Annotated in this window: 27 protein-coding genes and 1 tRNA gene; 9 read left to right on the forward strand and 19 right to left on the reverse strand. The window is 60.5% G+C overall.

Annotated elements, in window-relative coordinates:
• Positions 1-22: 22 nt before the first annotated feature.
• Together AC1XOS_RS04625 and AC1XOS_RS04630 are read left to right on the forward strand one after the other, a co-directional pair.
• Positions 23-352 (forward strand): type II toxin-antitoxin system VapC family toxin, encoded by a 330-nt coding sequence (locus AC1XOS_RS04625; protein WP_481961048.1) that lies wholly within the window; start codon positions 23-25, stop codon positions 350-352.
• 2 nt (positions 353-354) lie between these two features.
• Complete coding sequence (locus AC1XOS_RS04630) at positions 355-537, forward strand: hypothetical protein (RefSeq protein ID WP_481961049.1); 183 nt, start codon at positions 355-357, stop codon at positions 535-537.
• Positions 538-566: 29 nt separating this feature from the next.
• Here the strand turns inward: AC1XOS_RS04630 and AC1XOS_RS04635 are convergent, their stop codons facing one another.
• The 10 genes from AC1XOS_RS04635 to AC1XOS_RS04680 form a co-directional block, all read right to left on the reverse strand.
• Positions 567-1,262 (reverse strand): hypothetical protein, encoded by a 696-nt coding sequence (locus AC1XOS_RS04635; RefSeq protein ID WP_481961050.1) that lies wholly within the window; start codon positions 1,260-1,262, stop codon positions 567-569.
• Positions 1,263-1,419: 157 nt separating this feature from the next.
• Positions 1,420-4,170, reverse strand: a complete 2,751-nt coding sequence (gene ppc / locus AC1XOS_RS04640; protein ID WP_481961051.1) for a phosphoenolpyruvate carboxylase — start codon at positions 4,168-4,170, stop codon at positions 1,420-1,422.
• Positions 4,171-4,206: 36 nt separating this feature from the next.
• Positions 4,207-5,085 (reverse strand): transglutaminase family protein, encoded by an 879-nt coding sequence (locus AC1XOS_RS04645; RefSeq protein WP_481961052.1) that lies wholly within the window; start codon positions 5,083-5,085, stop codon positions 4,207-4,209.
• Between the two features lie 165 nt (positions 5,086-5,250).
• Positions 5,251-6,225, reverse strand: a complete 975-nt coding sequence (locus AC1XOS_RS04650) for an alpha-E domain-containing protein (RefSeq protein ID WP_481961053.1) — start codon at positions 6,223-6,225, stop codon at positions 5,251-5,253.
• Positions 6,212-7,717, reverse strand: a complete 1,506-nt coding sequence (locus AC1XOS_RS04655) for a circularly permuted type 2 ATP-grasp protein (RefSeq protein ID WP_481961054.1) — start codon at positions 7,715-7,717, stop codon at positions 6,212-6,214. The genes AC1XOS_RS04650 and AC1XOS_RS04655 overlap by 14 nt, the downstream gene beginning before the upstream one ends.
• A 201-nt stretch (positions 7,718-7,918) precedes the next feature.
• The gene (locus AC1XOS_RS04660; RefSeq protein WP_481961055.1) at positions 7,919-8,938 is read right to left on the reverse strand and encodes a Gfo/Idh/MocA family protein; all 1,020 of its coding nucleotides are present in this window, start codon (positions 8,936-8,938) and stop codon (positions 7,919-7,921) included.
• Between the two features lie 58 nt (positions 8,939-8,996).
• A complete protein-coding gene (gene mqnE / locus AC1XOS_RS04665) occupies positions 8,997-10,166 on the reverse strand; it encodes an aminofutalosine synthase MqnE (RefSeq protein WP_481961056.1) in 1,170 nt (389 codons plus the stop codon).
• A gap of 92 nt (positions 10,167-10,258) precedes the next feature.
• On the reverse strand, positions 10,259-13,303 hold the full coding sequence (locus AC1XOS_RS04670) for an alpha-mannosidase (RefSeq protein WP_481961057.1): 3,045 nt from the start codon (positions 13,301-13,303) through the stop codon (positions 10,259-10,261).
• A gap of 148 nt (positions 13,304-13,451) precedes the next feature.
• Complete coding sequence (locus AC1XOS_RS04675; RefSeq protein WP_481961058.1) at positions 13,452-13,658, reverse strand: helix-turn-helix transcriptional regulator; 207 nt, start codon at positions 13,656-13,658, stop codon at positions 13,452-13,454.
• A 3-nt stretch (positions 13,659-13,661) separates the two neighbouring features.
• The gene (locus AC1XOS_RS04680; protein WP_481961059.1) at positions 13,662-13,790 is read right to left on the reverse strand and encodes a hypothetical protein; all 129 of its coding nucleotides are present in this window, start codon (positions 13,788-13,790) and stop codon (positions 13,662-13,664) included.
• An 89-nt stretch (positions 13,791-13,879) separates the two neighbouring features.
• Between AC1XOS_RS04680 and AC1XOS_RS04685 the strand changes: the two genes are divergently transcribed.
• Entirely contained in the window at positions 13,880-14,632 is a 753-nt protein-coding gene (locus tag AC1XOS_RS04685; protein WP_481961060.1) for a GNAT family N-acetyltransferase, read from the forward strand.
• A gap of 239 nt (positions 14,633-14,871) precedes the next feature.
• Here the strand turns inward: AC1XOS_RS04685 and AC1XOS_RS04690 are convergent, their stop codons facing one another.
• Together AC1XOS_RS04690 and AC1XOS_RS04695 are read right to left on the reverse strand one after the other, a co-directional pair.
• Positions 14,872-15,009, reverse strand: a complete 138-nt coding sequence (locus tag AC1XOS_RS04690; protein ID WP_481961061.1) for a hypothetical protein — start codon at positions 15,007-15,009, stop codon at positions 14,872-14,874.
• A 12-nt stretch (positions 15,010-15,021) separates the two neighbouring features.
• Positions 15,022-16,461 carry a rhamnulokinase gene (locus AC1XOS_RS04695; protein ID WP_481961062.1) on the reverse strand — a complete coding sequence of 480 codons (1,440 nt, stop codon included), beginning with the start codon at positions 16,459-16,461 and terminating at the stop codon, positions 15,022-15,024.
• A 29-nt stretch (positions 16,462-16,490) separates the two neighbouring features.
• Between AC1XOS_RS04695 and AC1XOS_RS04700 the strand changes: the two genes are divergently transcribed.
• Genes AC1XOS_RS04700 through rimI form a run of 4 tightly spaced genes read left to right on the forward strand, consistent with a single transcriptional unit; the run spans position 16,491 to position 19,102 of the window.
• On the forward strand, positions 16,491-18,014 hold the full coding sequence (locus tag AC1XOS_RS04700; protein ID WP_481961063.1) for a DUF4127 family protein: 1,524 nt from the start codon (positions 16,491-16,493) through the stop codon (positions 18,012-18,014).
• Between the two features lie 18 nt (positions 18,015-18,032).
• Positions 18,033-18,278, forward strand: coding sequence for a MoaD/ThiS family protein (locus AC1XOS_RS04705; protein WP_481961064.1), 246 nt, complete (start codon positions 18,033-18,035; stop codon positions 18,276-18,278).
• Between the two features lie 9 nt (positions 18,279-18,287).
• On the forward strand, positions 18,288-18,710 hold the full coding sequence (locus AC1XOS_RS04710; protein WP_481961065.1) for a molybdenum cofactor biosynthesis protein MoaE: 423 nt from the start codon (positions 18,288-18,290) through the stop codon (positions 18,708-18,710).
• On the forward strand, positions 18,707-19,102 hold the full coding sequence (gene rimI / locus AC1XOS_RS04715; protein WP_481961066.1) for a ribosomal protein S18-alanine N-acetyltransferase: 396 nt from the start codon (positions 18,707-18,709) through the stop codon (positions 19,100-19,102). The genes AC1XOS_RS04710 and rimI overlap by 4 nt, the downstream gene beginning before the upstream one ends.
• A gap of 67 nt (positions 19,103-19,169) precedes the next feature.
• Here the strand turns inward: rimI and AC1XOS_RS04720 are convergent, their stop codons facing one another.
• The 7 genes from AC1XOS_RS04720 to AC1XOS_RS04750 form a co-directional block, all read right to left on the reverse strand.
• Positions 19,170-19,835 (reverse strand): hypothetical protein, encoded by a 666-nt coding sequence (locus tag AC1XOS_RS04720; RefSeq protein WP_481961067.1) that lies wholly within the window; start codon positions 19,833-19,835, stop codon positions 19,170-19,172.
• A 3-nt stretch (positions 19,836-19,838) separates the two neighbouring features.
• A complete protein-coding gene (locus AC1XOS_RS04725; RefSeq protein ID WP_481961068.1) occupies positions 19,839-20,471 on the reverse strand; it encodes a hypothetical protein in 633 nt (210 codons plus the stop codon).
• A 307-nt stretch (positions 20,472-20,778) separates the two neighbouring features.
• Positions 20,779-21,675: a sugar phosphate nucleotidyltransferase gene (locus AC1XOS_RS04730; RefSeq protein WP_481961069.1), complete on the reverse strand. Its 897-nt coding sequence runs from the start codon at positions 21,673-21,675 to the stop codon at positions 20,779-20,781.
• Complete coding sequence (locus tag AC1XOS_RS04735; RefSeq protein ID WP_481961070.1) at positions 21,672-22,196, reverse strand: TlpA family protein disulfide reductase; 525 nt, start codon at positions 22,194-22,196, stop codon at positions 21,672-21,674. Before AC1XOS_RS04735 ends, AC1XOS_RS04730 begins: the two co-directional genes overlap by 4 nt.
• A 57-nt stretch (positions 22,197-22,253) precedes the next feature.
• Positions 22,254-22,334: transfer RNA gene (locus AC1XOS_RS04740), tRNA-Leu, on the reverse strand.
• Between the two features lie 33 nt (positions 22,335-22,367).
• Positions 22,368-23,351, reverse strand: coding sequence for a Gfo/Idh/MocA family protein (locus tag AC1XOS_RS04745; protein WP_481961071.1), 984 nt, complete (start codon positions 23,349-23,351; stop codon positions 22,368-22,370).
• Positions 23,351-24,208, reverse strand: a complete 858-nt coding sequence (locus AC1XOS_RS04750) for a sugar phosphate isomerase/epimerase family protein (protein ID WP_481961072.1) — start codon at positions 24,206-24,208, stop codon at positions 23,351-23,353. Before AC1XOS_RS04750 ends, AC1XOS_RS04745 begins: the two co-directional genes overlap by 1 nt.
• A gap of 36 nt (positions 24,209-24,244) precedes the next feature.
• Here AC1XOS_RS04750 and AC1XOS_RS04755 point away from each other — a divergent pair, with 36 nt between their 5' ends.
• Both AC1XOS_RS04755 and AC1XOS_RS04760 read left to right on the forward strand, forming a co-directional pair.
• Positions 24,245-24,700, forward strand: a complete 456-nt coding sequence (locus AC1XOS_RS04755; RefSeq protein WP_481961073.1) for a type II toxin-antitoxin system RatA family toxin — start codon at positions 24,245-24,247, stop codon at positions 24,698-24,700.
• A gap of 6 nt (positions 24,701-24,706) precedes the next feature.
• On the forward strand, positions 24,707-24,933 hold a 227-nt coding region (locus AC1XOS_RS04760; protein WP_481961074.1), incomplete at its 3' end, for a hypothetical protein.

The following is a 24,933-nucleotide window of genomic DNA, read 5'->3' on the forward strand; positions in this document are numbered from 1 at the left end:
GCAAGCTACAAATCTCCCTATTTTGCTCAGTTCCGTAGCCGTCGAAGAAGTGCTGACCGGACTCATGGCAAGCCTGAATCGAGCACGAAGTGGGAAATTTCCTGTCTCTGTGCCTCAGGCTCATGCTAGCCTCATTAATATTATTGAAACACTGAAGCACTTTCCCGTCCTGACCTACTCTGACGATGCCGAAACTGCATTTCGCGGTCTGGGAGCAACCGCCAAGCGTGTCGGTACCCAGGACTGCCGTATCGCCGCGCAGGCAATGGCGCACCACTTAACCGTGGTGACCCGCAATCTCCAGGATTTTGAACGTATTGGCGTGCTGTGTGTGGACTGGACAGTGCAGTGATCTTGGGCACAGAGATTTTGATGATCCCAGGGGTTCCTGAAGAGATTCCAGGGTGGGTGCGCTCTACCCATGATGCGCGACACTGGCTAGCTTGCACGTTTCGCGCTGATGGCTATACGGTTGTGGAAGACCTCGGCCCTGATAATCTGCCGGAGACGCTCTGGAACTACCACTGTAGCCCCTGAGCCACTCACTGCCACGCGGTAGAGGGATTTCACCGTGCCTTTTGTTGCCACTCCTCCCGGCTCTCGTAGCGTATATGTGTAAGCGTAAGGCCCAATGCCGCTGCTTCCGCCGCCACCTCAGCAACCCTGGTGACGTGGAATTCTTGCTGGAGGAGCAAGGGCTCTCCGGAGCGGAGCGCCTCTCGTAGAGCAAGCGTGCTGAAGAACGAAAAATCGGAGAAGCGGCGGACAAACTTGAGCTGTGCGGCGGTGACAGGATGCGTCACTGCGGTGAGCCAGAGTACTCCCACGCTGTCGTAGTAGGAGCGAAACGGGACAATCTCAACCTGCGAGCCGTCGTGCCAGCCTTTTTGGGACTTCCACCAGGTATCGTCGTAGCGGTTTTGGTCGTACTTGGCCTCTAGCGAATAGGGGATGGGTGTTGGGTTGGAAAGGACGTGCTGAATGAAGTCGTCGGGGAGGCGTACAGCATGCATCTCAACATAGTGAGCCAGTAAGGTGTTCCAAGTGTAGTAACCGTCTTCCTGGGCTGCGAGGCTGAGCTGGGCTCCGCAAAGACGGCACCAATCGTAGCTGGAACAAGCCGTCACCTCGCCTGCTTTCAGATACTCTATGACTTTCGTACGAACATCAGCATCTTGGCTCTCATCCACAAAACATGCAGGATTGGGCCAGTCTGGTAAGTCGTCACTCTGCCACAGACCAATCCCCCGTACGGTTTGCATGGCCTATTTTACCTCGCGCCGCCGGTTGGAAACCGGCGTCTGCAATGGCGCAAGCGCCGCAAAGCCCGTGCCGGGCTAGGGAAATTTGTAGCCCGGCACGGGCTTTGCGGCTGAGGGACGAAGCCACGGTTGACGCCCCATTCCATGGGGCGGTCTTTTACCCCGTGCTCTGCATGGCGGCGGCGATTCCGGTGATGGAGAGGAGGATGGCCTCGCGCAGGAGATCGCTCTCGCCTTCTTTTTCCTGGCGCTCCATCAGCGCGACTTGCAACAGTGAGAGCGGCAGGACGGCGGGGTTTCGGAGATGCACGGTGGCGCGGACGACCGGGGCGTGCTCCATGAGCTCGCCGGTCTGGCCTGTGAGCTTCTTGACCCACTCGACCGTGCGGTTGTACTCGCCCTCGATATGGCCGTGGAACTTGTCGCGCAGAGCCGGGTCGTCGCAGCGGTCGGCGTAGAGCTTGGCGGTGGGCAGGTGGGTGCGGGTGAGCTCTAGCTGGGCGTTGTCTACGATAGCCTTGAGAAACGCCCACTCCCGATAGAGGGTCTGGAGCGCTGTCAGCTTTGCCGGATCGTCGCCGATGTACCACTCCAAAGCGCGTCCCAGGCCAAACCAGCCGGGGACGATATAGCGGCTCTGGATCCAGGAGAAGACCCACGGGATCGCCCGCAGGTCATCCACGCTGGCGAGGGCTTTCCCGGAGCGCGAGACGGGGCGTGAGGCGATGGGGAGCTTGCTGATGTGGGCGATGGGCGTGGCCTGGGCGAAAAACGTCCAGAAGCTCGGGTCGTCGTGGACCATGGCGCGGTAGAGCTCGCGGCTCTTCTGAGCCATCTGCGCAAGAACGAGCTTGCCCTCTTCACTCTCTTTGGCCTGGCGCTTGGGGCTGGCGGCCTGAAGCGCGGCATTGACGATCTGCTCCAGGTGGCGGTGGGCAATCGGGGCGAGGCCGTAGCGGAAAGAAATCACTTCTCCTTGTTCGGTGAAGCGGATGCGGCCATCGAAGCTTCCCGGCGGCTGGGCCAAGATCGCTTTGTTGGCACGTCCCCCGCCGCGCCCGACGGTTCCACCGCGTCCGTGAAAGAGCCGTAGCGTGATCCCCGCCTCGTGGCAGACCGTGGCGATCTTTTCTTGGGTCGCTTGCAAGGCCCAGTTCGCGGCAAGAAAGCCCCCATCTTTGCTGGAGTCCGAGTAGCCAAGCATGATCTCCTGAAAGTGTTTTCGGGTCGCCAGATGCGCCTTGTACTCGGGGATCTTGAAGACATCGGCCATGAGATCGCCACAGTGGTGCAGATCATCAATGGTCTCAAAGAGCGGGACAATATCAAGCTCGCTGCCCAGCCCCACTTCTTTCGCCAACAACAGCGGCTCTAGGAGATCGCTTGCGCCATGGGTCATGCTGATGATGTAGCACACGACACTTTTTTCGGAGAGCTCCCGGCGGGCGCGGCGAATGACCTCAAAGACATCCAAAACCTCGCGGGTCTGGGCCGAGAGCGGGGCATCGCGGCTAACCAGAGGCCGCGGCGAGCGTAGCTCCCAGCGCAGAATGGCGACTTTCTCTTCCTCTGAGAGGGCGGCGTAGTTGGCCGTGACCCCGGCGAGGGAGAGAATCTCGGTGACGGCCTTGACATGGACATCGCTGTGCTGGCGGATATCGAGGGGCGCAAGATGAAAGCCAAAGGTGCGGGCCTGTATGAGTAGGTCGGCCACATCGCCTGCGTCCGCCACCGATGCCGCATGGTTGCGGCGCAGCGTGTCTTGGAGCAGAGTCAGGTCAGCCAGAAAGGCATCCGCGCTCTTGTAGGCATGCGGGGCATCGCTGAGGGTCGCCAGCAGGCGCTCTCGCACGCAGATCAGCTTGAGCACATAGGGCTCCCCGATATGGCGCAGGCGGCGGCTCTCCGGAATCGGCACCTCGGCCAGATCGCGCTCGACCGAGGCCAGCAGCGGATCGCCCGGCGCGATGCGCTTCACCGAGAGTGTCAGTGCTTTACGGACACTCTCCACGCGCTCGACAAAGAACTCCAGCGCGATCCGTCGGTGCTCTTTGAGCGTCTCCCAGGTGATCTTTGCCGTCACGTTGGGGTTGCCATCACGATCTCCCCCCACCCACGAGCGGTAGCTCACAAAGACCGGCACCTCGAATGCCTCGCCGGGATAGCTCTCCTCCAGCGCACGCCTTAGATCAGCGTGAAGCCAGGCGACCACTTTGAAGATCGTCCGCTCAAAGAAATACAGCGCGTTGCGGGCCTCTTCAGGCACCGTGATCGGGGTGATGCGGATCTCATCGGTCTGCCAGAGCTCGGTCAGGGCGCGGCGGAGATTTTCATCGGCGCGCACACTCGGGTCGCCCTCCAGCGGCTGGTCTAGGTGCGAGCCATCCGCGGTCTGTGCCCGCAGCGCCAGTCCCTCCGCGACGCGTAGGAGCTTATCGAGCACCGCCCGGCGCCGCGCCTCCGTGGGATGGGCCGTGAGCGTGGGGCAGATCTCGATTTTATGGAGAAGCGTCTGCACCTCGCTCGCACTCAGGCCCTGCTCCTTAAGCTTTTGAATTCCCTCGCGAATAGACTCTGAGCGCGGCTCTCTGCGCCCACGATTGACCCGCACGATCTCTTTTTGCTCCGCCGTGTTGAGAAGCTGAAAGAGCACCGTGACTGCTCGCAGTAGCCGCGCACAGACCGCAGAATCTGTCAGCTCCGGCAGCGCCGCCAGCAGGCCCGAGGGCGTGATATTTTCCGTGTGGGCTGTCTCCATGAGCTTGCGAGAGAGCGCCACAAACGCTGCGCCCTCTTGCTCGGCGAGCACTTCGGAGAAAAGCGCCTCTAAGCGCACGATGTCATCGGAGAGAGGAGCAGGCAGGCCGCAGGCGTGGGGATCGAGTCCGGCTAGGGTGAGAGAGGACATGCGGCTATTGTACCCTGGCTACGTTTCGCCGGGGTTTCAGGGCACTGACTCGTGATCGACGCGCTCGACCGTGACCATAACATCGAGCTTGGTGGCCGCAGGGCCCTTGTAGATACCGCGTACGGGAGCAACATCGCTGTAGTCGCGGCCCGTGTGGGTACGGATGTAGGCATCATTGACCACCATGTCGTTGGTGGGATCGAAGCCGTGCCAGTGACCATCGGGAAGAAGACACTCGACCCAGGCATGTGTGGCATCGTTGCTAACCAGCCCATTGTGCCCGGTGTAGAGATACCCACTGACATAGCGCGCCGGGATTCCCTGGTTCCGGCAGACCGCCAGCATCACCTGCGCGAAGTCTTGGCAAACGCCACGCCGGTAGATAAAGATCTCCTCGATCTTGGTGTGGACATGCGTGCTCCCCGGCTCGTAGCGAAACTCGCGCTTGAGGAGCTTGGTGAGGGCGATTAGAAACGAGGCGGTGCTACAGCTCCGCGCCTCGATCTTCGCCGAGGCCGCGATCTGCTCACACTCGATCTGGATGTAGCGGTCGTTGGGGACGCGCTCGCTGGGGTCCAGAAACTCACAGAAATTGTTGTAGAGGGAGGTCTGTCGGTAGAACGCGGCATCATCGCCGATGAGATCCAGATACGCGAACGGGTTGCTCTTAATGCTCTCCACCTCGGAATCGGCGGTGATCTTTAGGGAGTGGTGGGGCAGTCTATGGCTAAAGTGGTGCACGTGGCCGTCGGGAAGCTCGTAGGTGAAGAGGCGTGTCTCCGGCTCCACGTGTAGCTCAAAGCGGCGGCAGGTCTGCCACGAATCGCTTAGCGGCATGAGACGCAGCTCGTTGTGGCTGTTGCGCACAGGAGCCGGGTAGAGATATTCCGTTGTGTGACGAATGCGATAGATCACAATTTATTTTCCCCCGCCCGTTGGAGGGGCGGGGCTGGAGAGCTAAAGCTGCAAAGGCCATTCCGGCCATCCCGAGTTTACTCGGTATTATGGGCGGCACGCCCTTCGTAGCCGAAGGCTCTCCAGCCATGCCGTTCTAATCGGCGTGGTCTCCAACCGGCAGGACTACTGGTACGAGAGATACGTTTTGGTGATACTACCGCCAATTTCGGTACAGCGCTTCTGGACACTCTGGAGATACTCATGCAAGCCCGAGACAATGATCTCGTCGGCGCGGGCGTAGTTGAGCTCGGCGCGGAGGCGACCGATGAGGCGCTCGGGGTCGCAGGTGGCGGGGCTACTGGGCGATGTTCCACTCACGCGGCGTAGCGCCTCCTCGGTCTGCCCGATACTGTAGCGCACGGATGCGGGAAAGATGGGGTTGAGCACCAGAAAGTCCACCACGCCTGCGGGGTGAATCCCCTCACGGTGGGTCTTGCGGTACATCTCAAAGGCACTCACGGAGCGCAGAACCGAGATCCAGCCGTGAATGTCTGCGGGGCCGCCCACTCCCATGCCGCCCAGCTCGGGCTTTCCGGCGCGGGTGGCAGGGAGCAAGTCGTGGTACTTGACATCTAAGAGGCGCACGGTCTGGTCAGCGCGCTCTAGGAAAGTCCCGACGCGGAGCCAGTCGCGGGTCTCGTTGAGGAGCTGCGTGCGATACGTGATGCCATGAAACAGATGCGCGGCGTTCTTGATCTTAGTGAAAAAAGCATGGGGCGTCCCCGCGAGCGCACGGTCGACGTCCCACTCTTTGAGCTCCAGATAGACCATGTTTAGGCACTCCCAGATCTCCGAGGCCACCATCTCCCGGATCGAGCGGGCGTTTTCCCGGGCATAGGTCAGCGCCGAGACAATCGAGCCGGGATTGTTGGTATCAAAGACAAAGTACTGGATGGCAGTGCGCTCGTTGAGCTGGTCGTGGTGCTTGTGAAAGTCCTCGGCGCAGTCGGCGATAGCAAGAACGGACTCCCAGGCGAGCATGCCCGGAACGCCTTCGAGCGTGGCATGGTAGTGCACGTCTAGCATGCGCGCCGTGGCCTCGGCACGCTCCACATAGCGCCCGATCCAGAAACACGAATCGGCCTCACGACTGAGCATGACGACTTTCCTTTCCTAAGACCCAGGTGTCTTTGCTGCCGCCACCCTGCGACGAGTTCACGACATACGAGCCTTTTTTCAGCGCGACGCGGGTCAGGCCGCCCGGCACGATGGTCACTTTCAAGTCTCTGTCACAGAGCGCGAACGGACGCAGGTCCACGTGGCGGCCCTCGAAGTTTCCCGGCTCCACAAAGGCGGGCGCGCGGGAGAGATGGATCAGCGGCTGGGCGATGTAGTTACGCGGGTTTGCTTTCACCAGCTCGGCAAAGACCTCGCGCTCCGAGAGGCTGGCCTGTGGCCCCATCAGCATGCCGTAGCCCCCTGACTCATTGGCGGCTTTGACCACGAGCTTGTCTAAGTTCGCCAAGATATACGCGCGGTGGCTGTCCTCGAACGCAGGATAGGTGGTGACATTGGGCAAGATCGCCTCTTGATCGAGGTAGTACTTGATAATCTGCGGCACGTAGGCATAGATCACTTTGTCGTCGGCGACTCCCGTGCCAATGGAGTTTGCCAGCGCGACATTGCCCGCGCGGTAGGCATTGACCAGCCCTGCCACACCAAGCTTCGAGTCCGAGCGGAAGAGGAGCGGGTCGAGGAAGTCATCGTCCACGCGGCGGTAGATCACGTCAACACGCTTCAGACCATGTGTCGTCTTCATGGAGACGATATTCTCCTCGACGATCAGATCGCGGCCCTCGACCAGAGGAATCCCCAGCTGCTGCGCCAGATAGGAGTGCTCGTAGTAGGCGCTGTTGTAGACACCGGGCGTCAGAAGCACCACGGTCGGATCATCGCCACGGTGCGCGGGAGCGAGCGCCCGCAGGTTGTTGAGGAGATGCGCGGTGTAGTCGGAGATGGGACGCACTCCCATGTCCTGAAAGAGCTGGGGCATCACCCTGGCAAGAATCGCGCGGTTCTCCAGCATGTAGGAGACCCCCGAGGGCGTTCGGAGGTTGTCTTCGAGGACATAGAACTTGCCATCGGTGTCGCGGATTAAGTCCGTGCCGCAGATGTGTACATAGACCCCACCGGGCGGATCGGCTCCCATAAACTCGCGCCGGAAGTGCGCCGCCCCCATCACCAGTGCCCGAGGGACGACACTATCTTTGAGGATTTTCTGCTCGTGGTAGATATCCCAGAGAAAGAGATTGAGTGCCGTGAGCCGCTGGGTAAGCCCTTTCTCAATCGTCTCCCACTCCCTGGCCGTGAGCACACGCGGCACCAGATCAAAGGGAAACGCCCGCTCCACGCCCCCGTCTGCGCCGTAGACATTAAACGTGATGCCCTGCTGCATCATCAGGGTCTCGGCCAGGCGAGCACGCTGGGCAAATTCGAGGGGCGACATGGACTGTAGATGGGTCACCAGCGCCCGTGAGTGTGTCTGCGGCACGCCGGGTGCCTGCATCAGCTCATCATAAAACCCACCCAGCTCATATGTTTCAAAAAGCGACACGCTCACAGCCCACTTTCTCACGCGATAAGGCGTCATGGGCAACCGTGACCATTCTACGCCTAATTTAGCCGCCCACTGTTTCCGCCAGGTTTCCGAGAGTCCCCTCGATCAGAACGAGGGGACGGGAGAGCTAAAGCTGCGAAGGGCGTGCCGCCCATACCCAATTTTTGGATTTATGGCCCGAAGCGGCCTTCGTAGCCGAAGGCTCTCCAGCACTGCCGTTCCAATCGGCGGTGCTTAGGCGTACTTGGCGGGAACGGCGCGGCCTTTTTGGGCGCTCTGCACCGCCAGGTCGAGGATGTGCACCGGGCGGCGTGCCCACTGTGGGGTGATGATCAGCGCCTCTTTACCCTCCAGTGCCGCCGCAATATTGTTGTAGAACTTCTGGCCCTCACTCGGTGCATTCTTATCCTCACGAATCGTCAGCTCCGTGCCCTCGTGCTTGCGGACAATATAGCGGTCGAAGTGCATGATATACGTGCCCTTCGTCCCCGTGATCTCCAGAACACCCCGCTCGTTTTTCGGGTTGCTGTCGAGATGCGAGACATTGAGCGAGAGCCAGCGGCCATCTTTAAAGCGTGCGGTTAGCTGCGCCTCGTCCTCGTTAACATCGTCGCCGTAGGGGAGCTGATCTTGCCAGAAGCCCGTTTTGGCGTAGCCACTCACTTCGACGAGCTCTGAGGGCTGGAGGATCTGAAGCGCGTACTCTAAGAGATGCACGCCCCAGTCGTAGAGAATCCCGCCGGAGATGCTCCGCTGAGAGCGCCACCACTCACGCGGCTGGCCCCAGCCGCCCATGTGCGCCTCAATTTTATAGACCTCGCCGATCTCGCCGCTGCCGATAACGTCGAGCGCCTTGAGAATATGTCCATCCCAGTGCCGGTTGTGGTAGGTCGAGAGTAAGACATTTTGCTTCTCAGCCTCGGCGATCAGGCGGTCACACTGCGCTGTTGTCACCGTCATGGGCTTCTCAATCACGACCGCTCGCCCCGCCTTGAGGCACTGGAGCGCCAGAGGTGCATGGGTGACGTGGGGCGTGATGACGGTCACCAAGTCCACATCGGTCTTGCTGAGCAGCGACGCCACGCGGGTGTAGGTCTTGATTCCAGGGAAGTCCTGACGAGCCGCTTTAAGTCGCTCTTTGTCCAGATCACACACGGCGGTCGGGATCATTCCCGCCCGCTCCATCTCTCGTAGGTGGTGCCGGCCCATGTTAAATGCCGCTCCATAGCCCACTACCGCAACTTTCTTTGTCATGGCAGAGGGGTTCGCCAGAGAGCTGTCACTTTCCTTCTTGCTTTAAGATGCTGGCCTGTTATGCCAGCATCGGAAGGCTGAGCCGTCGTGGGTCTTCGAGGAGCATCCGGCTGTCGTCGCGCTCGATAACGTTGTAGAGAGGGTCGCGCTCCACGGGGTCGCGGCCTGCCTCCACGATCATCTGCACGAGCTGGCGCTGACTGAGGTTCTGCTGCTCGTTTTCGTCGTCAATCTCGTGGGTGATGACATACTCCACAATCGTGCCATCAATATCGTCGGCTCCGTACCACTGCGCGGTCTGGGCCACGGGAGGGGTGATCATCATCCAGAAGGCCTTGATGTGAGGGAAGTTATCCAGCATCAGCCGCCCGATAGCGATGGCCTTGAGATCCAGATAGCCCGTGGTGCTGGGAATATGAGAGAGCTTGGTGCCCTTGCTAGAGAATGCCAGTGGGATAAAGGTCAAGAAGCCATTGGTCTCATCTTGAGCCTCGCGGAGCTTCATCATGTGGACAACACGCTCTTCCAGCGTCTCGATATGCCCGTAGAGCATCGTGGCGTTGGTATGCAGGCCTGCGCGATGCGCCGTCTTGGCCGTCTCCAGCCACTCCGCCGCCGTCTCCTTGCGCTCGAAGATGGCATCGTGGACACGATCCGTGAGAATCTCCGCTCCCCCACCGGGTAGGCTACAGAGCCCATGCGCCTTGAGTTCAAGGAGCATCTCGGTCATGGGTTTCTGCGCCAACGTTTGAATATGAAGCAGCTCGACCATCGTGAAGGCTTTGATGTGCGCCTCGGGGCGGGTGGCTTTGACGGTATCAAGCAGCTCCAGATAGTAGGAGTACGGAAGCTTTTTATTGATCCCTGCCACCATGTGAATCTCGGTGACGGGCAGGTGCTTGGTGCGCTCTAGCTTCTCCCGCACCTGATCCATGCTCATGGTATAGGCCGCGGGGCCACCTTTCTGAGCATAGAACGAGCAGAACTTACAGCCCTTGTTGCAGAGATTGGTGTAGTTGATGTGCTGGTTGCGGACGTAGTAGGTATCGTTGCCGTTCTTGGCCTCGCGGACGATATTGGCCAGTGCACCAATCGCCGTGAGATCGTCTGACTTCCACAGCGTGAGCCCGTCGTCGAAGGAGAGCCGCTTGCCCTCCATCACCTTATCGTAGATCGGGGAAAGCTCTCCCGTTCGGAGATACTGGTGCATAAAACTTGACGTTGCCATCGGTTTACCTAACTTAAAAATCGGCCTGACTAGAATTTGTGAACTTGTTCACAAATTCTATCGCCGGTGTGAAAGACTGTCAAGCGAGTGTTCTACTTGGATTTGATCACCAGCGTTTTGATCTCAAAAGGCCGGTACGGGAACGTGAGTGAGCTGCCTTTAAAAGGCACGGGCACAGGCTCTTGCTCCAGGCTGTTGGTCTCGTAGGCCGCCGCAATCTCAAACCCAAACGTGAGGGTTGCCTCGCCACGGGTTTGGAGCGCTTCGTAGAGACGCACGACCAGAGAGCTACTGTCGGCTTCGGCGCACTTGACAGTCTCGATAATGATCCCCTGGTCGTCTACGGAGACAAAGTCGTAGCGGGGGGGAAGCGCGGCCTTGGGATTTTTCGGGGCAAAGCGGGCGAGGAGCGGGTAGCTGAGGGCATGGGCTTCGTCGACGGTTTCGCTCCGCCAGTCGCCGGTGTGGGGGAGAACGGCGTAGGTGAAGTGATGCAAGCCTTGGTCGGCGTCGGGATCGGGGTAGATACCGGACTTGATGAGGGTGAGCGAGAGCGTGTTCTCGCGGGCATCGTAGCCATATTTTGTGTCCGAGAGAATACTGACGCCAAAGTCGCCCTCGGAGATGTCGGCCCACTTGTGGCCACAGACCTCGAACTTGGCGGCGTCCCAGCTGGTATTGCGGTGCGTCGGCCGCTCGATCGCGCCAAAGGGAATCTCGTAGGTGGCGCGGCTGGCGAGCACGGTGGCGGGGACATGTGCCTTGAGCAGGGTCTGGTGCTCGTGCCAGTCGATCTCCGTGACCAGCTCGACACGGGCAGAGTGCGCCCAGAGCTGGATGCGCTGGGTGATTTTGGAGCTACGGAACTGGCGCTCGACCAAGATACTGGCACGGACCGGGCCGTTTTCGATCACCTCAAAGCGCGTCACCGTGGCTTCGTCGGCGAGGGGGCAGGGCTTGTCGCGGTAGCTGGCGTCTATGTTCCAGGCATCGTAGGCGGCGGGCTTGTCCTCGTACGCGACCAGCATCGCGGGGGCAGCGAGGGCCTCGCGTTCACCGTCTTCGGTCTTGTGGACGACTGAGGCGAGCTCGCCGTACTGATTGAGCGTCACTCGGACAAAGTCATTTTCCAGGATATTGTCCTCGGCGACTACCGTGCTCTCATCGGCGGGGGCATCGGTGCGACCCAGGCCAATGGTCTGGTAGCCGAGGGGCTCGACATCCAGAAGCGTGACGACATATTCACGCTCCTTGCCAACCATTCGCAGGAACTGACTACTGAGTGGCTCGCCCTCTGAGTCGGTGAAGAGGACACGCCCCTTGCGCACCAGATCACCGGGGAGCCGAACATAGAACGCATCGCCGGGCCGGAGCGTGTCGGTGGGGTTGAAGACAATCACCGAGTCTGTGGGCGTGGCGATATTCTGGGAGATTTCTGTCAGCGCCGCGTCTTGGAGGGCGAGGGCACCGGAAACGACCTCACCCAGCTCGTGCTCGGCTTGCTCCACGGCAGGGCGGATACAGGTGCCGGGGAGGATATCGTGGAACTGGTTGAGCAGCAGCGTCTCCCAGAGTGCGTCGAGGGTAAGTTTTGGATAGGGCGCTCCCAGCTGTGTCTGGGCCAGCGCGGCAAATAGCTCAGCGCTCCGAAGCGCGCGCTCGGCGCTGCGGTTTCCCTGCTTAATACGCCCCTGCGAGGTGTACGTCCCCCGATGGTTCTCTAAGTACAGCTCGCCGCTCCAGAGGGGCAGATTCGTCTTGGGGAGCCGCGCGAAAAACGCATCCGCGCGGTCAAAGCCACACGAGCCAAGACCCGCAATGCTCTTGAGGCGCCGCGCCACTTCCAGCATCCGACGGGTCACTCCCCCACCGCCATCACCGTGCCCGACTGCATGGCAGATCTCTTGATGGAGATCTTTGTTCTGGTAGCGCTCCCAGCCACGGCGCAGCTCGTAGGGCGTAAGCTGACCGTTGTAGGTAGAGATTTCCTGATTCAGCCCACGGTGGAACTCAGGGGCCGTGAGAAACTGGGTCACCACCTCGGTGCCATCGATGCCGCGCCAGCGAAACGTGTCGTGGGGCATGCGGTTGGTGTCCGACCAGGCGATCTTCGACGTCAGAAAATACTCGAGCCCACAGGACTTCATCAGCTGGGGCAGCGACGCGCTGTAGCCAAAGACATCGGGGAGCCAGAGGATCTTGGTGGTGACGCCGAACTCCTGCTCAAAGAACCGATTGCCAAAGAGCACTTGCCGGATCAGCGACTCCCCCGACGCGAGGTTGCAGTCGGCCTCCACCCACATTCCGCCTGTCGGTTCCCAGCGCCCCTCCGCGACACGGGCTTTGATTTGGGTATACAACTCGGGATAGAGCGCCTTGCACCAGGCATAGAGCTGCGGCTGGGACTGGGTGAAGACAAACTCGGGGAACTCCTGCATCAGGCGCAGGGCCGTTGCAAATGTCCGCCCCACTTTCTGCTTCGTGTTAGGGATTGCCCAGAGATAGGCCAGATCAATGTGCGAGTGTCCCAGCAGTGTGACATGCGGCTCACCGACCGAGGCTGCCTGGGCGAAAAATGCTCCCAGCACTGCGCGAGACTCTGCGACGGTGCTTGCCTGCATCGCCTGCTCTATCGCTAAGCGTAGATGTTCATCCTTAAGAACTCCCAGTAACTCAACTGCCGTGAGGGCATCGTAGTAGAGTCCCTCGGCCTCTCTATCAATCAGCAAAAGCTCTGCGGTTTGTAGGGTCGCCTCGCCGCCGCGCGAGGGGCTGTAGCAAGAAATCTCCAGTGTGTGGCTCTCGCCACCAGTGGCTGTTTCGTGCAGAAGCACATCCCCGTGGTTGTAGTCTAGCGCTTGCCAGAGCGTGCCATCCACCGAGAGCAGTGGCTCGCAGCCCGGCAGCTCAAACCACAGCCCGACTCGCTCACCTGCCCACTCAGAGGGAATCGTGACACTCGCCCGGAGCCAGCACTCTTCTTCGGCCGCGGTCCAGGAGAAACCCATCGCCACGGCTTGCGTCTGCCCACCACGCTCAAAGGCCCAGTGGGTGATCGGAAGGCGCCGGGAAAAGACGGAGTGCTCGCAGGCGGATAGCCACTGCTGCACCCACTCAGGGGTCGGGGGAGGAATCATCGGCTCATTTTACCCCCTCGATTAGAACAAGGGGGCTGGAGAGCGTCGTACCTCCGCTACAAAGGGCGTGCCGCCCCTACCGAACTATGGCCGGAACGGCCTTTGCAGCGCGAAGCGCTCTCCAGTCCCGCCCCTCCAACGGGCGGGATTACTCGGGTTCGTGCTGAAAGACGTCATCTAAGGACTTGCCAAAGACCGCGGCGATGCGAAAGGCCAGCTCAAGAGTCGGGGAGTACTTGGCGGCCTCAATGGCGATCAAGGTCTGGCGTGTGACGCCCACTTTCTCGGCAAGCGCCTGCTGGGTCAGCTCGCCGTTCTCGAAGCGCAGCTTGCGGATATTGTTGCGAATCGGCATTTTCTAATACCCCCTCCGAATCAGCTCGCCCCGGCTGGCAAGCTGCGCGATAAACGTAAAGTACGGGATAAACACCACGCCTGTGGTGACCAAGCAGGCCCACGCACTCTTCTCACGAAACGACATATCCATCGAAAGTAACCTCCGTGATTAATGTACGTTTTATTTTACTATTTGTCAAATATTTTTTACATCTAGACTTCGGATAAACTAGAGACGACATGACTATTGAGCAGGCACTAACGGTCTTTGTGGAGGGGTTTTGCTTCTCGCGCAGCCTGACCCACTCCTATCGTGCGGAGCGGCTGAATGAGAATCTCTGGCGGCTCTTTGATGCGCCGCGCCACCGCGCCAGCGACAGCTACCGCAACGAGGAGTTTATTGCCTGGGAGCTGCCGCCCACGGAAGCTGACCGCCTTGCTCGTGCCCATGCGCAGGGGAAGTTTATGGTCTGCTATCTCGTTCCTACGGGCACCGATGACAAGCCGATGCGGGCGGCGTTCAAGGCGCTGGGCTACCGCCTCGGCTCCACGGAGCCCTTCTTTGCCCACGATCTGGCGACGCTTCCCACGCCCCCGATACCCTTTCCGATTGTCCGCGTCGAGACCGTGGAGCAAGCGGAGGCGCTCAATAAAACCGCCGGACGCAAGCAGCTTCTCCCGGAGCTTCTCGCACAAGATCCCCCCCCGATGCGAGTCTACACCGCCCTAGACGAGGCCGTGCCTCAGATTATCGGCTGGGTGACCAGTATCGCGGCGGCAGGCTGCGGCTGGTGCCATAGTATGTTCGTGCTGACAGCCTACCGTCGCCAAGGAATCGCCCGCGCTCTGCTGGCCCGAATGCTCACCGATGATAAAGCCGCCGGTGCCAGGGCGAATGTGCTTCTTGCGAGCCACAGCGGTGCCCTGCTCTACCCCACCGTCGGCTACCAGCAGCTCGGGACGCTCTACCTCTACACCCCGCCACGTGGGTAGGTGGCAGACGAGATAAGTTGCGACTTAAAGCCCTGCATCGAAGAGGGCTTGGGTATCCAAGATAAACCCTGGTAGCTCCGGGGAGCAGTCTAGCATAGCAGGGTTGCTGAGAACTTGGGCAGCTTGCCCGAGCCGATAGACATGGTTAAGTACGCCGTGAGCAGGGCATTCTGCGCCCCGGTTGATCCTTTGGTGGGCATCTCAATCACCAGCTCCCCGTGTGCCGTCCGCTCTATCCGCTAGTCTTTGTTGTCGTCACAAAACAGCCCAAAATCGTGCTTGTCGGTCAAGTCCAGCCCCCCACGTAGCCGAAGGTGCTGCCCCGTCTGACCGAAAGGGAAGAGTAAGAACTGTGGCTCCGCAGTAAGTGCCGACATAGCGCTATTTTATCAGTTTGCCTTTTCCATTGCCTCTGCGAATCGTGCGGTCATCGTAGGGTCGGGGTGGTAGGTTTCGACGGGGAACGAGGCGCGGACGATGCTTCTGAGCTCGGCCAGATCGGCGATGAGGCCTTGGGCGCGGGCTTGGAGCAGTAGGTTTCCGATGGCAGTGGCCTCGACGGGGCCTGCAATCACGGTGCAGCCCGTGGCGTCGGCGGCGATCTGGTTGAGCAGGCGGTTCTGGGAGCCACCGCCGACGATATGAAGCGTCGTGATCTTACGGCCCGTGAGGCGCTCCAGCATCTGGAGCGTGATGCGGTACTTGAGCCCCAGCGAGTCCAGGCAGCAACGGATCGTCGCACCAACGCCCTCGGGCGGGGTCTGGCCGGTGGCGATGCAGAGCTCGCGGATGGCCTTGGGCATGTCGTCGGGAGCGTAGAGGCTGGGATGATCGGGGTCGATCAGCGCGGCCAGCGGCTCGGCATCTCCGGCGAGGCGCGTGAGCTGGTCGTAGCTGCGCTCGGAGCCGAGGCGGGCGTAGGCGCGGCGGCACTCCTGCACCAGCCAGAGCCCCCCGATATTTTTCAGCAGGCGAATCGTGCTCAAGACCCCACCCTCGTTGGTCACATTGGCCGCCTCGGCGTCGGCGGTGAGAATCGGCGCGGGAATCTCCAGCCCCATCAGCGACCAGGTGCCCGACGACAGATAGGCCCAGCTCTCGCCGGGTTCGGCAGGGACGGCGGCGACAGCACAGGCCGTATCGTGGCCGCCGGGGGCGAGCACGGGGATGCCGGTAGTGAACTCGTGACCGTAGGCGCTGCCATCGGGGACGACGGGGCCAAGCAGGTGCATCGGCAAGTTCAGCGGCGCAAGGACATCGGTGGCCCACTCCCGCGTGGTGGCATTGAGCATCTGGCTGGTGCTGGCAATCGCGTACTCGATCTGCGCCGTACCTGTCAGAAGATAGTGCAGCAAGTCCGGCATGAAGAGCAGCTTTGCGCTCGCCTCCACCAGCTTGGGCTCCTGCTCGGCCAGCGCCGCGACCTGAAAGAGGGTGTTGAGCGCCATGCTCTGGATGCCCACTTTCGCAAAGATCTCCGCCTTGGGGACTTTCGCGTAGAGCTTTGCCTCGCCGCCGACCGTGCGCGGGTCGCGGTAGTGAACGGGCAGTGCTACCAGCTCGCCACGCGGCCCGAGCAGACCAAAGTCCACGCCCCAGGTGTCAATACCGAGGCTAGAGACCGTCCCGCCCTCAGCGGCTTTCTTAATCGCGGTTTGCAGCTCCACCAGAAACCCCGGGAGGTTCCAGTGCAGGTGCGCCCCGAGCTTGATCCCGCCGGTGGGAAACCGATGAACCTCTTCTAAAGAGAGCTTGCCGCTGTCCGAGAGCGTACCCACCACACCACGTCCGCTCTCCGCGCCTAAATCCAGTGCCAGAATCCGTGCCATAGCGCTACTATACCCGGTACAATCCCTGCGTGAAAATTGCCCTTGCTCCGCTCGATGAGCGCCCCGTCAACACGCGTTATCCGTCTCAGATCGCCGCCATTGTGGGGGCGGAGATCGCCCTGCCGCCGCTAGAGATTCGTGGCTCGGCGCGCACCCCTGCCGATACGGCTGCCGTGGCGGCGTGGCTGACGGAGCAGGCGGGTGTCTGCGATGGGATTGTGGCGTCGGTGGAGTATTTAGCCTGGGGCAATCTGATCAGCTCGCGGATCTCTAGCGAGACCACGGCGGAGGGGCTGGCGCGGCTCGCGCCGCTGGTGCAGGCTCACGAAAACGGGGCGCTGGTCTATGCTTTTGTGCTGATCACGCGCGTCGCCAATGCCAATGACTGCGTGGAGGAGCCGCTCTGGTGGAAGACCTACGGGACGCGCTGCTACGCCCTCTCCCAGCTTTTACATAAACAAACGGTTGGGGCGCTGGAGCCCGGCGAGGCGGAGAAGATCGCGGCGATCCGGGCGGAGGTTCCGAGCGAGCATGTCCGTGAGTTTCTGACCCGCCGCGAGCGCAACCACGCACTGAATCTCAGCGTGCTCAATCTTCTCGCCAGCGAGAAACTCTCGTTTTTATTGATTACCTCGGATGACACGTCGGCGTGGGGCCTGCCGAGTCGGGAGAAAGCCTGGCTGGAGAGCTGGGCGGACTTGCTCGATGTACGGGATAGGATGATGATCCACCCCGGCGCGGATGAAGTCGGCTCGGCGCTGACGGCGCGGCTACTCTGCGAGAAGCGGGGGCGACGTCCGCGCATCTTCCCGCTCTACGCCCTCCCCGGTGACGAAGCGATTATCGCACCCTACGAAGACCGCGCGGTGCGGCTCACGGTCGAGGGGCAGATCGGGGCGTGTGGCGGGACTCTGGCAAGCTCTGCCGAAGATGCGGATCTCATTCTTGGCGTGCTCACGCCCTCGCCGCGCCGCACCGAGTGGCGTGCCGACTTCGCCGACGCCGAGCGCGAGGCCCGCCAGAGCGCCTACGAGGCGTTTTTCGCAGAGCTGGGTACATTCCAAAACTCTGGAAAACTGGTTGCACTGGGCGATGTGGCCTATCCCAACGGGGCCGACCCGCTCGGCATTGAGCTCCTTTTTGCCGAAAACTCGCCTTGTGCTCCCGCCAAGCTCGCCAGCTTTGGGGCGTGGAACACCGCGGGCAACACCCTCGGCACCACCGTCGCTCAGGCCGTCGCGCTCTGGCTTGCGGGAGACAAGGCCGATGCCCACGCGCAGAACATCGCCCTAACCCATCACTTTTTAGAAGGCTGGGGCTACCAGACCGAGGTTCGCCGCGAGGCTCGTGCCAAGAATGTGGAGCAGGGCTGGCACTACGATCCGGCCACACCAGAGCAAGTTCTTTTTACCTGCCAGAGCATCGAATCGGGGCTGCAAGTCCGCCTCGCACAGCTCCAGAAACGCGGCGTCGGGGTGGGCCTCACGCTCGTCCCTGGCTCCGTGACGCTTCCCTGGAGCCGCACGTTTGAGTGTGACTTTGAGCTTGCTTGAAGTGGTATCCTGAAGCCAATGACTATCCGTGCCCTCTTTTTCGGCCACTACCGCGATATTGTCTCTTCTGGTGAGCGGGAGCTGACGCTCGATGCACCCGCCACGGTCGCTGATGCCGCTGCCGCGCTGGCAACGTCGGAGCCGCGCCTCGCCGATCTCCTGAGCCGCACGCGTGTGGCGGTGGGAGCGGACTTTGCGACCGCCGAGACCCTACTCAAAGACGGCGACGAGCTGGCATTTCTCCCCCCGATGAGTGGAGGGTAGACAGGCGTCATGGTGCTTTTAACGACCGAGCCGCTTCAGCCACAACAAGCCGTGGATGCCGTGATGACCGACTCCGATGGCGCGTACGTGCAGTTTGTGGGCGTGGTGCGGGACCACTCAAAGGGCCGGAGCGTGACGGGTCTGGAGTACCAGGTCTATGCACCGATGGCGACGGCGCAGATGGAGAAACTCGTCGCCGAAGTGAAGACGCGCTGGGGGCTGGCCTGCGCGATCCTCCACCGCTACGGCTTTATTCCGGTGGGCGAGATGGCGGTTGTGGTCTGCGTGGCAAGTTCGCATAGAGCCGAGGCATTTGAGGCGTGCCGCTGGGCGATTGACGCCTTAAAAAACGATGTCCCGATCTGGAAGAAAGAGTTCTGCCCCGACGGGACGTTCTGGATCGAGGGTGATGAGGCGATCATGGCACAATGAGCGTGGTGACCATTCGCCCCATGGTGGGTTCGGACATCGAGACCGTCGCGCGGATCGAGCGGCAGTCGTTTACCAGCAACTGGACCACGTCGGCGTGGATCAATGAGCTCTCCAACCCCTTTGCGATCTATCTCGTGGCGGAGATTGAGGGCCAGGTCGTCGGGCACTGTGGCTTTCACTTGGTCATGGACGAGGCCCATATCACCACGCTCGCCGTCGCCGAGACCTGGCGCAACCAGAAGCTCGGGGAGCGGCTTTTAATCGGCTTGCTGGAGGCCGCACAAGCACGCGGCGCAACGTCGGCAACCCTCGAGGTGCGCAGGAGCAATGCCCCTGCACAACACCTCTACCACAAATACAACTTCGCCTGGGAAGGCACCCGCAAAGGCTAGTACGACGGCGAGGACGGCGATATTCTCTGGGTGCGCCACATGGAAGACGCGGCTTGGAAAAAACGCTTCACCGAGAACCGAGCGAGGCTAATGGCATCCCCCAGTGCATCAGGGTAACCACCCCATCAGTACGCTGATATTGTTTGTCTTGGTGGCAGCTTTGGCAACGGGCTAGCTTCCCACGCTCCAAAATGCGCTCCGCCTTACCATCCAGCACCAGAAACTCCCAGTCATAGCACGAGGGGTTGTAGCCTTTCTCGCGCTTCACCATCGCGGTGAGTAGCTCTGGCGTTCCCGTGCCTCTGGGATTATCGAATTTTTCTTTGGTAAAGACCGTACCAACCGGAAAAGGAGCTGGATGTGACCATCGCTTATCGGCAAAGCGTTGCATTTCTCCATTGGAGTAAGCCGCCGGGTGCTTTTTAGAATATTGCTGACATTCTTGCTCCAAGCGTTTCAGAGCCTGCTGGTAGCGCTGTGTGGCGGCTTGTCCTGTTGGATTGACATGGACTTGGGCATACTTAAAGAAATGTGGATCTTTTTCTTTGACTGCAATCTCTCTGTGAAGCGTGTAGGCACAAAGCTGACTCGTGAGATTCTCCATCTTAATCGGCTGTTTCAGAAGTGCCTTGCCACTCTTGTAGCCTTTCACAGGGTTAGGAGTGCTCTGTGCCAGCAAGGGGAGGGCTAGTGCCAGCAGTGGTACCAGCCCCCAGAGGTATTTTGCGTTCATGCCCTACTTTACCGACTTTTGCCAGGCAATGCTTTCCTTGAGATAGTCCCGGAGCTTCTCGAACTCCTCAACGCCCACCAGAGTCACTTTGAGCTGGCGGTTGGCGACGGCAAACGACTGGCCTCTTAGCAACTTGCCCGACGAGTAGATTGAGAACTCCTGGCGCTTGCCCACCACGCCCATCTCCAGTGTACAGTCCTCAGCGAGGGCATAGCTATAGCTGACGAGGCCTTGGTCTTTGCCCTGAATCTCGCGATACTTTGCAATCGTGGCATCCAGGAACTTGACGAGGCCATCCACTTCTTTGCTGTCCAGATACGCCGACGAGGTGTAGATTCCGACGGCATCAGTGCGGCCTCCGAGGAAGATCTCGCCGCTGTTATCAGCCTTGGTGTCTTGGAAGTAGAGATAGACGCCGTCTTTACGCTCCTGTCCCGCCTCGGCATCCACCGAAATCGCAGTGGCATTGGCCCAGCTCCGACCACGACCGCTAATTCGAACGGGAGCCATGCGGCGCACGGTTGAGGCACCCGGCGCTTCCAGACGCGCGCGGAGCTCGGAGGTATCCGCATGAACCCGAGTGGCGAGAAGTGGCAGCGAGAGAGCGGCCAATACAAAGAGAGTTTGTTTTTTCATACCCTAAGAAACGCCCCTGTTGCTTGGGGTGTGACAGAATCCTACTTCGCTTTTTTTGCGTAGCCGGGAAATTTCCGTCTATTGACCTTCTGCAAAGGTGCAAGGCGCCAGAGCTCCGCATAAAACGGGGATGCGGCAATGGTCGAGCCGGAACCAATGTCTCCCTGCTTGGTGCCTTTTGGGGGGAAGCAGTAGAGATGCAGCCCTATCGGAGCACCTTTAGGACCGAGCGACATGGTTTTCCAGTCGAGCGAGAGTCCTCCTGGCTTCATGGCTTTTAGAACCGGGCTAGGTGCTTTTTCTTATCTCACTTCAGCACTTCCGCGTGGGGGCCGAGGCTTCCAAACTTTGCCAGCGTCTTGAGATACTCGTCGGGCAGGCCAATATCCCAGCGCTCGCCGGAGAGCAAGAGAGCGCGGTAGTGGGCGGGGTTGCGCTTCCAGAGCAGCTCTTGGCCGCTGGTGAGCTGGAACTCGTTCTTGACCCGTGTGTTGGTGGCGATCAGCTCCCCGAGGCAGTCAAAGATCTCGGCGGTGAAAAGATGAATCCCAAAGTGCCCCAGATAGGTATCATCTTCCAGCCCCTCGGTCTTGAGGACTTGAACCTCGGCGACAGTCGGCTTCTCTTGCAGCGCGAGAATCTCGTAGAGGCCCGGAGTCTGAGTTGCCTGCCCTTTGATAATGCCGGTGACACTCACGCCGCTCTCGGGCTCGACACGGACGCCCGTCACGGAGCCACCGGAGGCTTCTCCCGCCGCCAGCATCTGGCCCAGCGGGTCACCCGTGTAGACATGGTCGCCCAGAAGCAGCAAGATTGGCTCGCCGCCCGCAAAGTCTTTGGCCTGGTAGACCGCATGGCCAAAGCCCTCAGGAGACGGCTGCTCCACGTAGGAGATGCGCTCCGCCAGACGTGCCAGCTTCTCGCCCTCGGCCAACAGCCAGTCTTTTCCAGCAAACACAGACCGCTCATCGTCGGTGAAGGCGCGGAAGTGCTCGCGAAACGCCTGTCCGCCGCCGTTTTCGACAACGATGCAGATCTCTTCAATACCGGCGGCCACACAAGCCTCGGCAATCATCTGGATGGTCGGCTTGACTAATCCATCTGTATCAATCAGCGGAAGCATCTCTTTTTGGATCGCGCGAGTGGCGGGAAACATGCGGGTTCCGCGTCCGGCTGCCGTGATAACGGCTTTTCTGGTTTTCATAGCTGGCCCGTGATCTCCACCTCTAGCGGGCCTTCTTCTGCCATGCCCTCAACAACGGCGGCGATCGTGCCCTTTTTAGAGACGATGAAGGTGGTCGGAATGGCTTTCACACCACCGTAGCTCTCGATTACCTCGGGCGTGGCAAGGATAGTGGGCCAGAGAATCTGGTGCTCGGCGGTGTACTTGGCGATCTTGGGAAGCTCGTCATTGACCGCAAGTCCGATAAAAACGACCTCTTTATCGCGGTACTTTTTCTCTAGTTTGATAAAGCCTGGCATCTCCGCACGGCAGGGTCCACACCAGGTCGCCCAGAAGTTCACGACAACGACTTTGCCCTTGTAGTCCGAGAGGTGAATCTCTTTGCCCTCTGCCGTTTTCCCAGAGAACTCTGCCGCAGGCTGACCCACAAAGCCGCTTTTATGGTAGTCCGGGTTGCCTGGCGTGGTGACCAACTGGAGTCCGGCTAAGATCACGACGGCGACGATGCCGTAAAAAACAATCGGGGGAATCTGAAGCTTCATCAAAATCTCCCCCCTCCTCCCAGTATTGGGAGGAGGGGCAGGGGGAGGAGGGTTTCATGCCGAAGGCGAGACTCGAACTCGCACGGGTTGCCCCACACGCTTTTGAGGCGCGCATGTCTACCATTTCATCACTCCGGCTCACGAGTAGCAATCGCTACGGGGGGCATTATATCATCCCCACTGTGCCTCTTGGTAGAGCCGCTCGACAAGGGCAATGGTGGGAAGGGCTGTGGCACCGTCGTAGAGATCCGAGGCGGTATCGGCATCGAAGCGACGGCCGGAGCGCAGCGCTGTCAGAAAGGCGATATCGGGAGTTGGGATTCGGTAGAAGGCGGGGTCGGGCGTCTCTTGTGGGGAGCCTTCTTGCTTGAGATAGAGCTCCGCAGGCGCTCCCTCACGCTGGCACCAGCCCGCCGTCCCTCGCTCCCCCACAACCAAAATTCGCTCTAGGGTCTCGGGGGCATCGCCCAGAAGTGTCAGCTCTGCTCTAGCCCCACTCCGAAACTGCAAGCGCACCGAGGCACAGACATCCACGGCGGCGGAGCCTGCTCGGTAGAGGTCGGCATGGGCCGCACTCACGGCTTCGGGGATTAGGCGCAGGGTCAGGTCTAGCACAGACGCTCCCGCATCGCGCAAAAAGCCACCGCCCTCATTCTCCTGCATCCGCCACGTGCGCCCGTGTGCCTGAAGCCAGGGCTGGCAGCGTAGCACAGAGACAAAGCGCACCGGCCCGATCTTGCCCACTGTGGATTGAAGAAACCGAGCATGACCCCGTGCGCGGCGTGTGTAGGAGACAAAGAGCGCAAGATTCTTCTCTCTTGCTTTCTGCACCAGCGCCACTCCCGTCTCGTGATGGGTGACAAACGGTTTCTCACAGAGGACGTGAACGCCTGCATCTAGTGCCGCCTCGATCTGGCTGGCGTGACGGGCATGGGGCGTGCACAGAACAATGGCCTCTACCTCGCCCGACGCCAACAAATCTTGCTCCGAGCGAAAGAGCAGAGGGCGCTGGGGGAGTAGGCGTGCCATGCGCGAGAGTGCCTCGGCATCCGGGTCACAGATGGCGACAATCTGCCCGCCCTCCGCAACGAGGCGCTCCGCATGTACCGCTCCGACCGTTCCACAGCCCGCGAGCGCCAGCCTAGGCTCTGCCACTAAAGCCCTAGCTCCCGCAGGGCGCTTCGGATTAGAGTCGCAGCACTTTCGGGCGTGTCGGCCACAGGAGAAGGAGCGAGGATCTCGCACGCAATGTAGCCCCCATAGCCCGCTCGCTTCAGTCCGCTGAGAAAACTTGCCAGATCAATCTCTCCGGTGCCCGGGACAACACGCTGGCCGTCTTTTGCGCCTTCGGGCCCCACGCCTTTGGGGGCGTCGTTGATGTGCACATGCACGATCTGGCTGTCGGCGAGTGCCGCAAGCTCGGCGTCCGTAACTCCCGTGGTGTAGCAATGATAAGAGTCCACCAGCAGGCCGATATTGCTCAGCCCAATCTCCGCGATGAGCTCTAGAGTCTGGGGCATTGTCCAGACGGTCGGGTTGGGGCCCATCTGATTCTCGCCACCTGCCCTTAAGTGATGTGGCCCGACCCACTCTAGCCCGAAGCGCACGCCGTAGTCCGCAAAGACCTTCCCAATCTCACGAAAGCGTGCCACCGAGCGCGAGCGCCACTGCGAAGAATCCTCGCTGGTGGAGCTGGGCATCCAGGTGCAGCACCGCTCACAGCCAAGCTGCTGGGCCAGCGCGGCTCTCTCCGCGAGAGTCTCCATGCCACTCGCAAACGCCGCATCGTCTCTGCGCCACTCGACTTCGAGACCAAATGTCGCCGGCAAAACCCCCAGTGTGAGAAATTTCTCACTCAGCGCCGTTGCCCCTCCGAGCTCGTCGGCAAGGCGCTGGGCGCTACTGATGCCAAAGTCAATTCCCGAGTAGCCAGAGCGCGCTGCCAGCTCCGCAAACTCCAGCAGGCTCAGCTTGCCCGCTCCCAGTCCTGCGCCACAGAGTGAAAGTTGCATGGCTTTTGATTCGGCAAAGTATGCTACAATCCCTCTATGCCACGTATTGAAAACACAATTCTCATTCGGAAGGGCCGCGACACCGCGGTTATGGTTGCCCGTGATAATGAAGCCTTTCCGCAGTTCATGGACGATGTTGAGTCCGTGACCGTTTTAACTCGTTCAGACGATCTTAAAACCGTGGTGAGTGAGTGGGTGGGGATTGTCCCGAAGCTCAAGAAGCGAATCACCTGGGCCGAGGAAGATGTCTGGGATCCAGATCAAGGGATCTTGAACTTCAAGCAAATCAGCGGGGACTTCGATGAGTTCCATGGTACCTGGACCTTTACGGAGATCGAGCCAGGGCTGACCAAGTTTGACTCCGTGCTTGTCTACCGGCTGGAAATCCCGCTCGTCGGAGCGCTGATCAACGCGATTATCCACAAGACCATGCAAAACAATGTGGAGGCCACCCAGCAAGCCATCAAGAAGCGCTGCGAAAGCAGCGTGTAGAGCCGCGTGACCCTCCCCGACGACTACACCTTCGATGTGCCCGCCGCACAGCGCCAGCTTGCCGCTCTGGCCCTCAAAGACCCGGAGGCACCGCTGCTCTTGACACTGGCTCAGCTGGGCGCCGGAGGCTTGGAGGCCGAGTCGGACATTCGGCTTAAGGCCACCGAAGCCGCCGCGCTTCTAGAGCAAGTCGGTGAAGACCAGCGCATCACAGGCAAGCCGATCTATGTTCT

Source organism: Armatimonas sp. (assembly GCF_964826245.1).

Bases quoted from the DNA above. Each gene is read 5' to 3' on its own strand.
- AC1XOS_RS04635 (WP_481961050.1), bottom strand. From the start codon at position 1,262: ATGCAAACCGTACGGGGGATTGGTCTGTGGCAGAGTGACGACTTACCA.
- ppc (WP_481961051.1), bottom strand. From the start codon at position 4,170: ATGTCCTCTCTCACCCTAGCCGGACTCGATCCCCACGCCTGCGGCCTG.
- AC1XOS_RS04650 (WP_481961053.1), bottom strand. From the start codon at position 6,225: ATGCTCAGTCGTGAGGCCGATTCGTGTTTCTGGATCGGGCGCTATGTG.
- AC1XOS_RS04655 (WP_481961054.1), bottom strand. From the start codon at position 7,717: ATGACGCCTTATCGCGTGAGAAAGTGGGCTGTGAGCGTGTCGCTTTTT.
- AC1XOS_RS04660 (WP_481961055.1), bottom strand. From the start codon at position 8,938: ATGACAAAGAAAGTTGCGGTAGTGGGCTATGGAGCGGCATTTAACATG.
- mqnE (WP_481961056.1), bottom strand. From the start codon at position 10,166: ATGGCAACGTCAAGTTTTATGCACCAGTATCTCCGAACGGGAGAGCTT.
- AC1XOS_RS04670 (WP_481961057.1), bottom strand. From the start codon at position 13,303: ATGATTCCTCCCCCGACCCCTGAGTGGGTGCAGCAGTGGCTATCCGCC.
- AC1XOS_RS04675 (WP_481961058.1), bottom strand. From the start codon at position 13,658: ATGCCGATTCGCAACAATATCCGCAAGCTGCGCTTCGAGAACGGCGAG.
- AC1XOS_RS04680 (WP_481961059.1), bottom strand. From the start codon at position 13,790: ATGGATATGTCGTTTCGTGAGAAGAGTGCGTGGGCCTGCTTGGTCACC.
- AC1XOS_RS04685 (WP_481961060.1), top strand. From the start codon at position 13,880: ATGACTATTGAGCAGGCACTAACGGTCTTTGTGGAGGGGTTTTGCTTC.
- AC1XOS_RS04690 (WP_481961061.1), bottom strand. From the start codon at position 15,009: ATGTCGGCACTTACTGCGGAGCCACAGTTCTTACTCTTCCCTTTCGGT.
- AC1XOS_RS04695 (WP_481961062.1), bottom strand. From the start codon at position 16,461: ATGGCACGGATTCTGGCACTGGATTTAGGCGCGGAGAGCGGACGTGGT.
- AC1XOS_RS04705 (WP_481961064.1), top strand. From the start codon at position 18,033: ATGACTATCCGTGCCCTCTTTTTCGGCCACTACCGCGATATTGTCTCT.
- AC1XOS_RS04710 (WP_481961065.1), top strand. From the start codon at position 18,288: ATGGTGCTTTTAACGACCGAGCCGCTTCAGCCACAACAAGCCGTGGAT.
- rimI (WP_481961066.1), top strand. From the start codon at position 18,707: ATGAGCGTGGTGACCATTCGCCCCATGGTGGGTTCGGACATCGAGACC.
- AC1XOS_RS04720 (WP_481961067.1), bottom strand. From the start codon at position 19,835: ATGAACGCAAAATACCTCTGGGGGCTGGTACCACTGCTGGCACTAGCC.
- AC1XOS_RS04725 (WP_481961068.1), bottom strand. From the start codon at position 20,471: ATGAAAAAACAAACTCTCTTTGTATTGGCCGCTCTCTCGCTGCCACTT.
- AC1XOS_RS04730 (WP_481961069.1), bottom strand. From the start codon at position 21,675: ATGAAAACCAGAAAAGCCGTTATCACGGCAGCCGGACGCGGAACCCGC.
- AC1XOS_RS04735 (WP_481961070.1), bottom strand. From the start codon at position 22,196: ATGAAGCTTCAGATTCCCCCGATTGTTTTTTACGGCATCGTCGCCGTC.
- AC1XOS_RS04750 (WP_481961072.1), bottom strand. From the start codon at position 24,208: ATGCAACTTTCACTCTGTGGCGCAGGACTGGGAGCGGGCAAGCTGAGC.
- AC1XOS_RS04755 (WP_481961073.1), top strand. From the start codon at position 24,245: ATGCCACGTATTGAAAACACAATTCTCATTCGGAAGGGCCGCGACACC.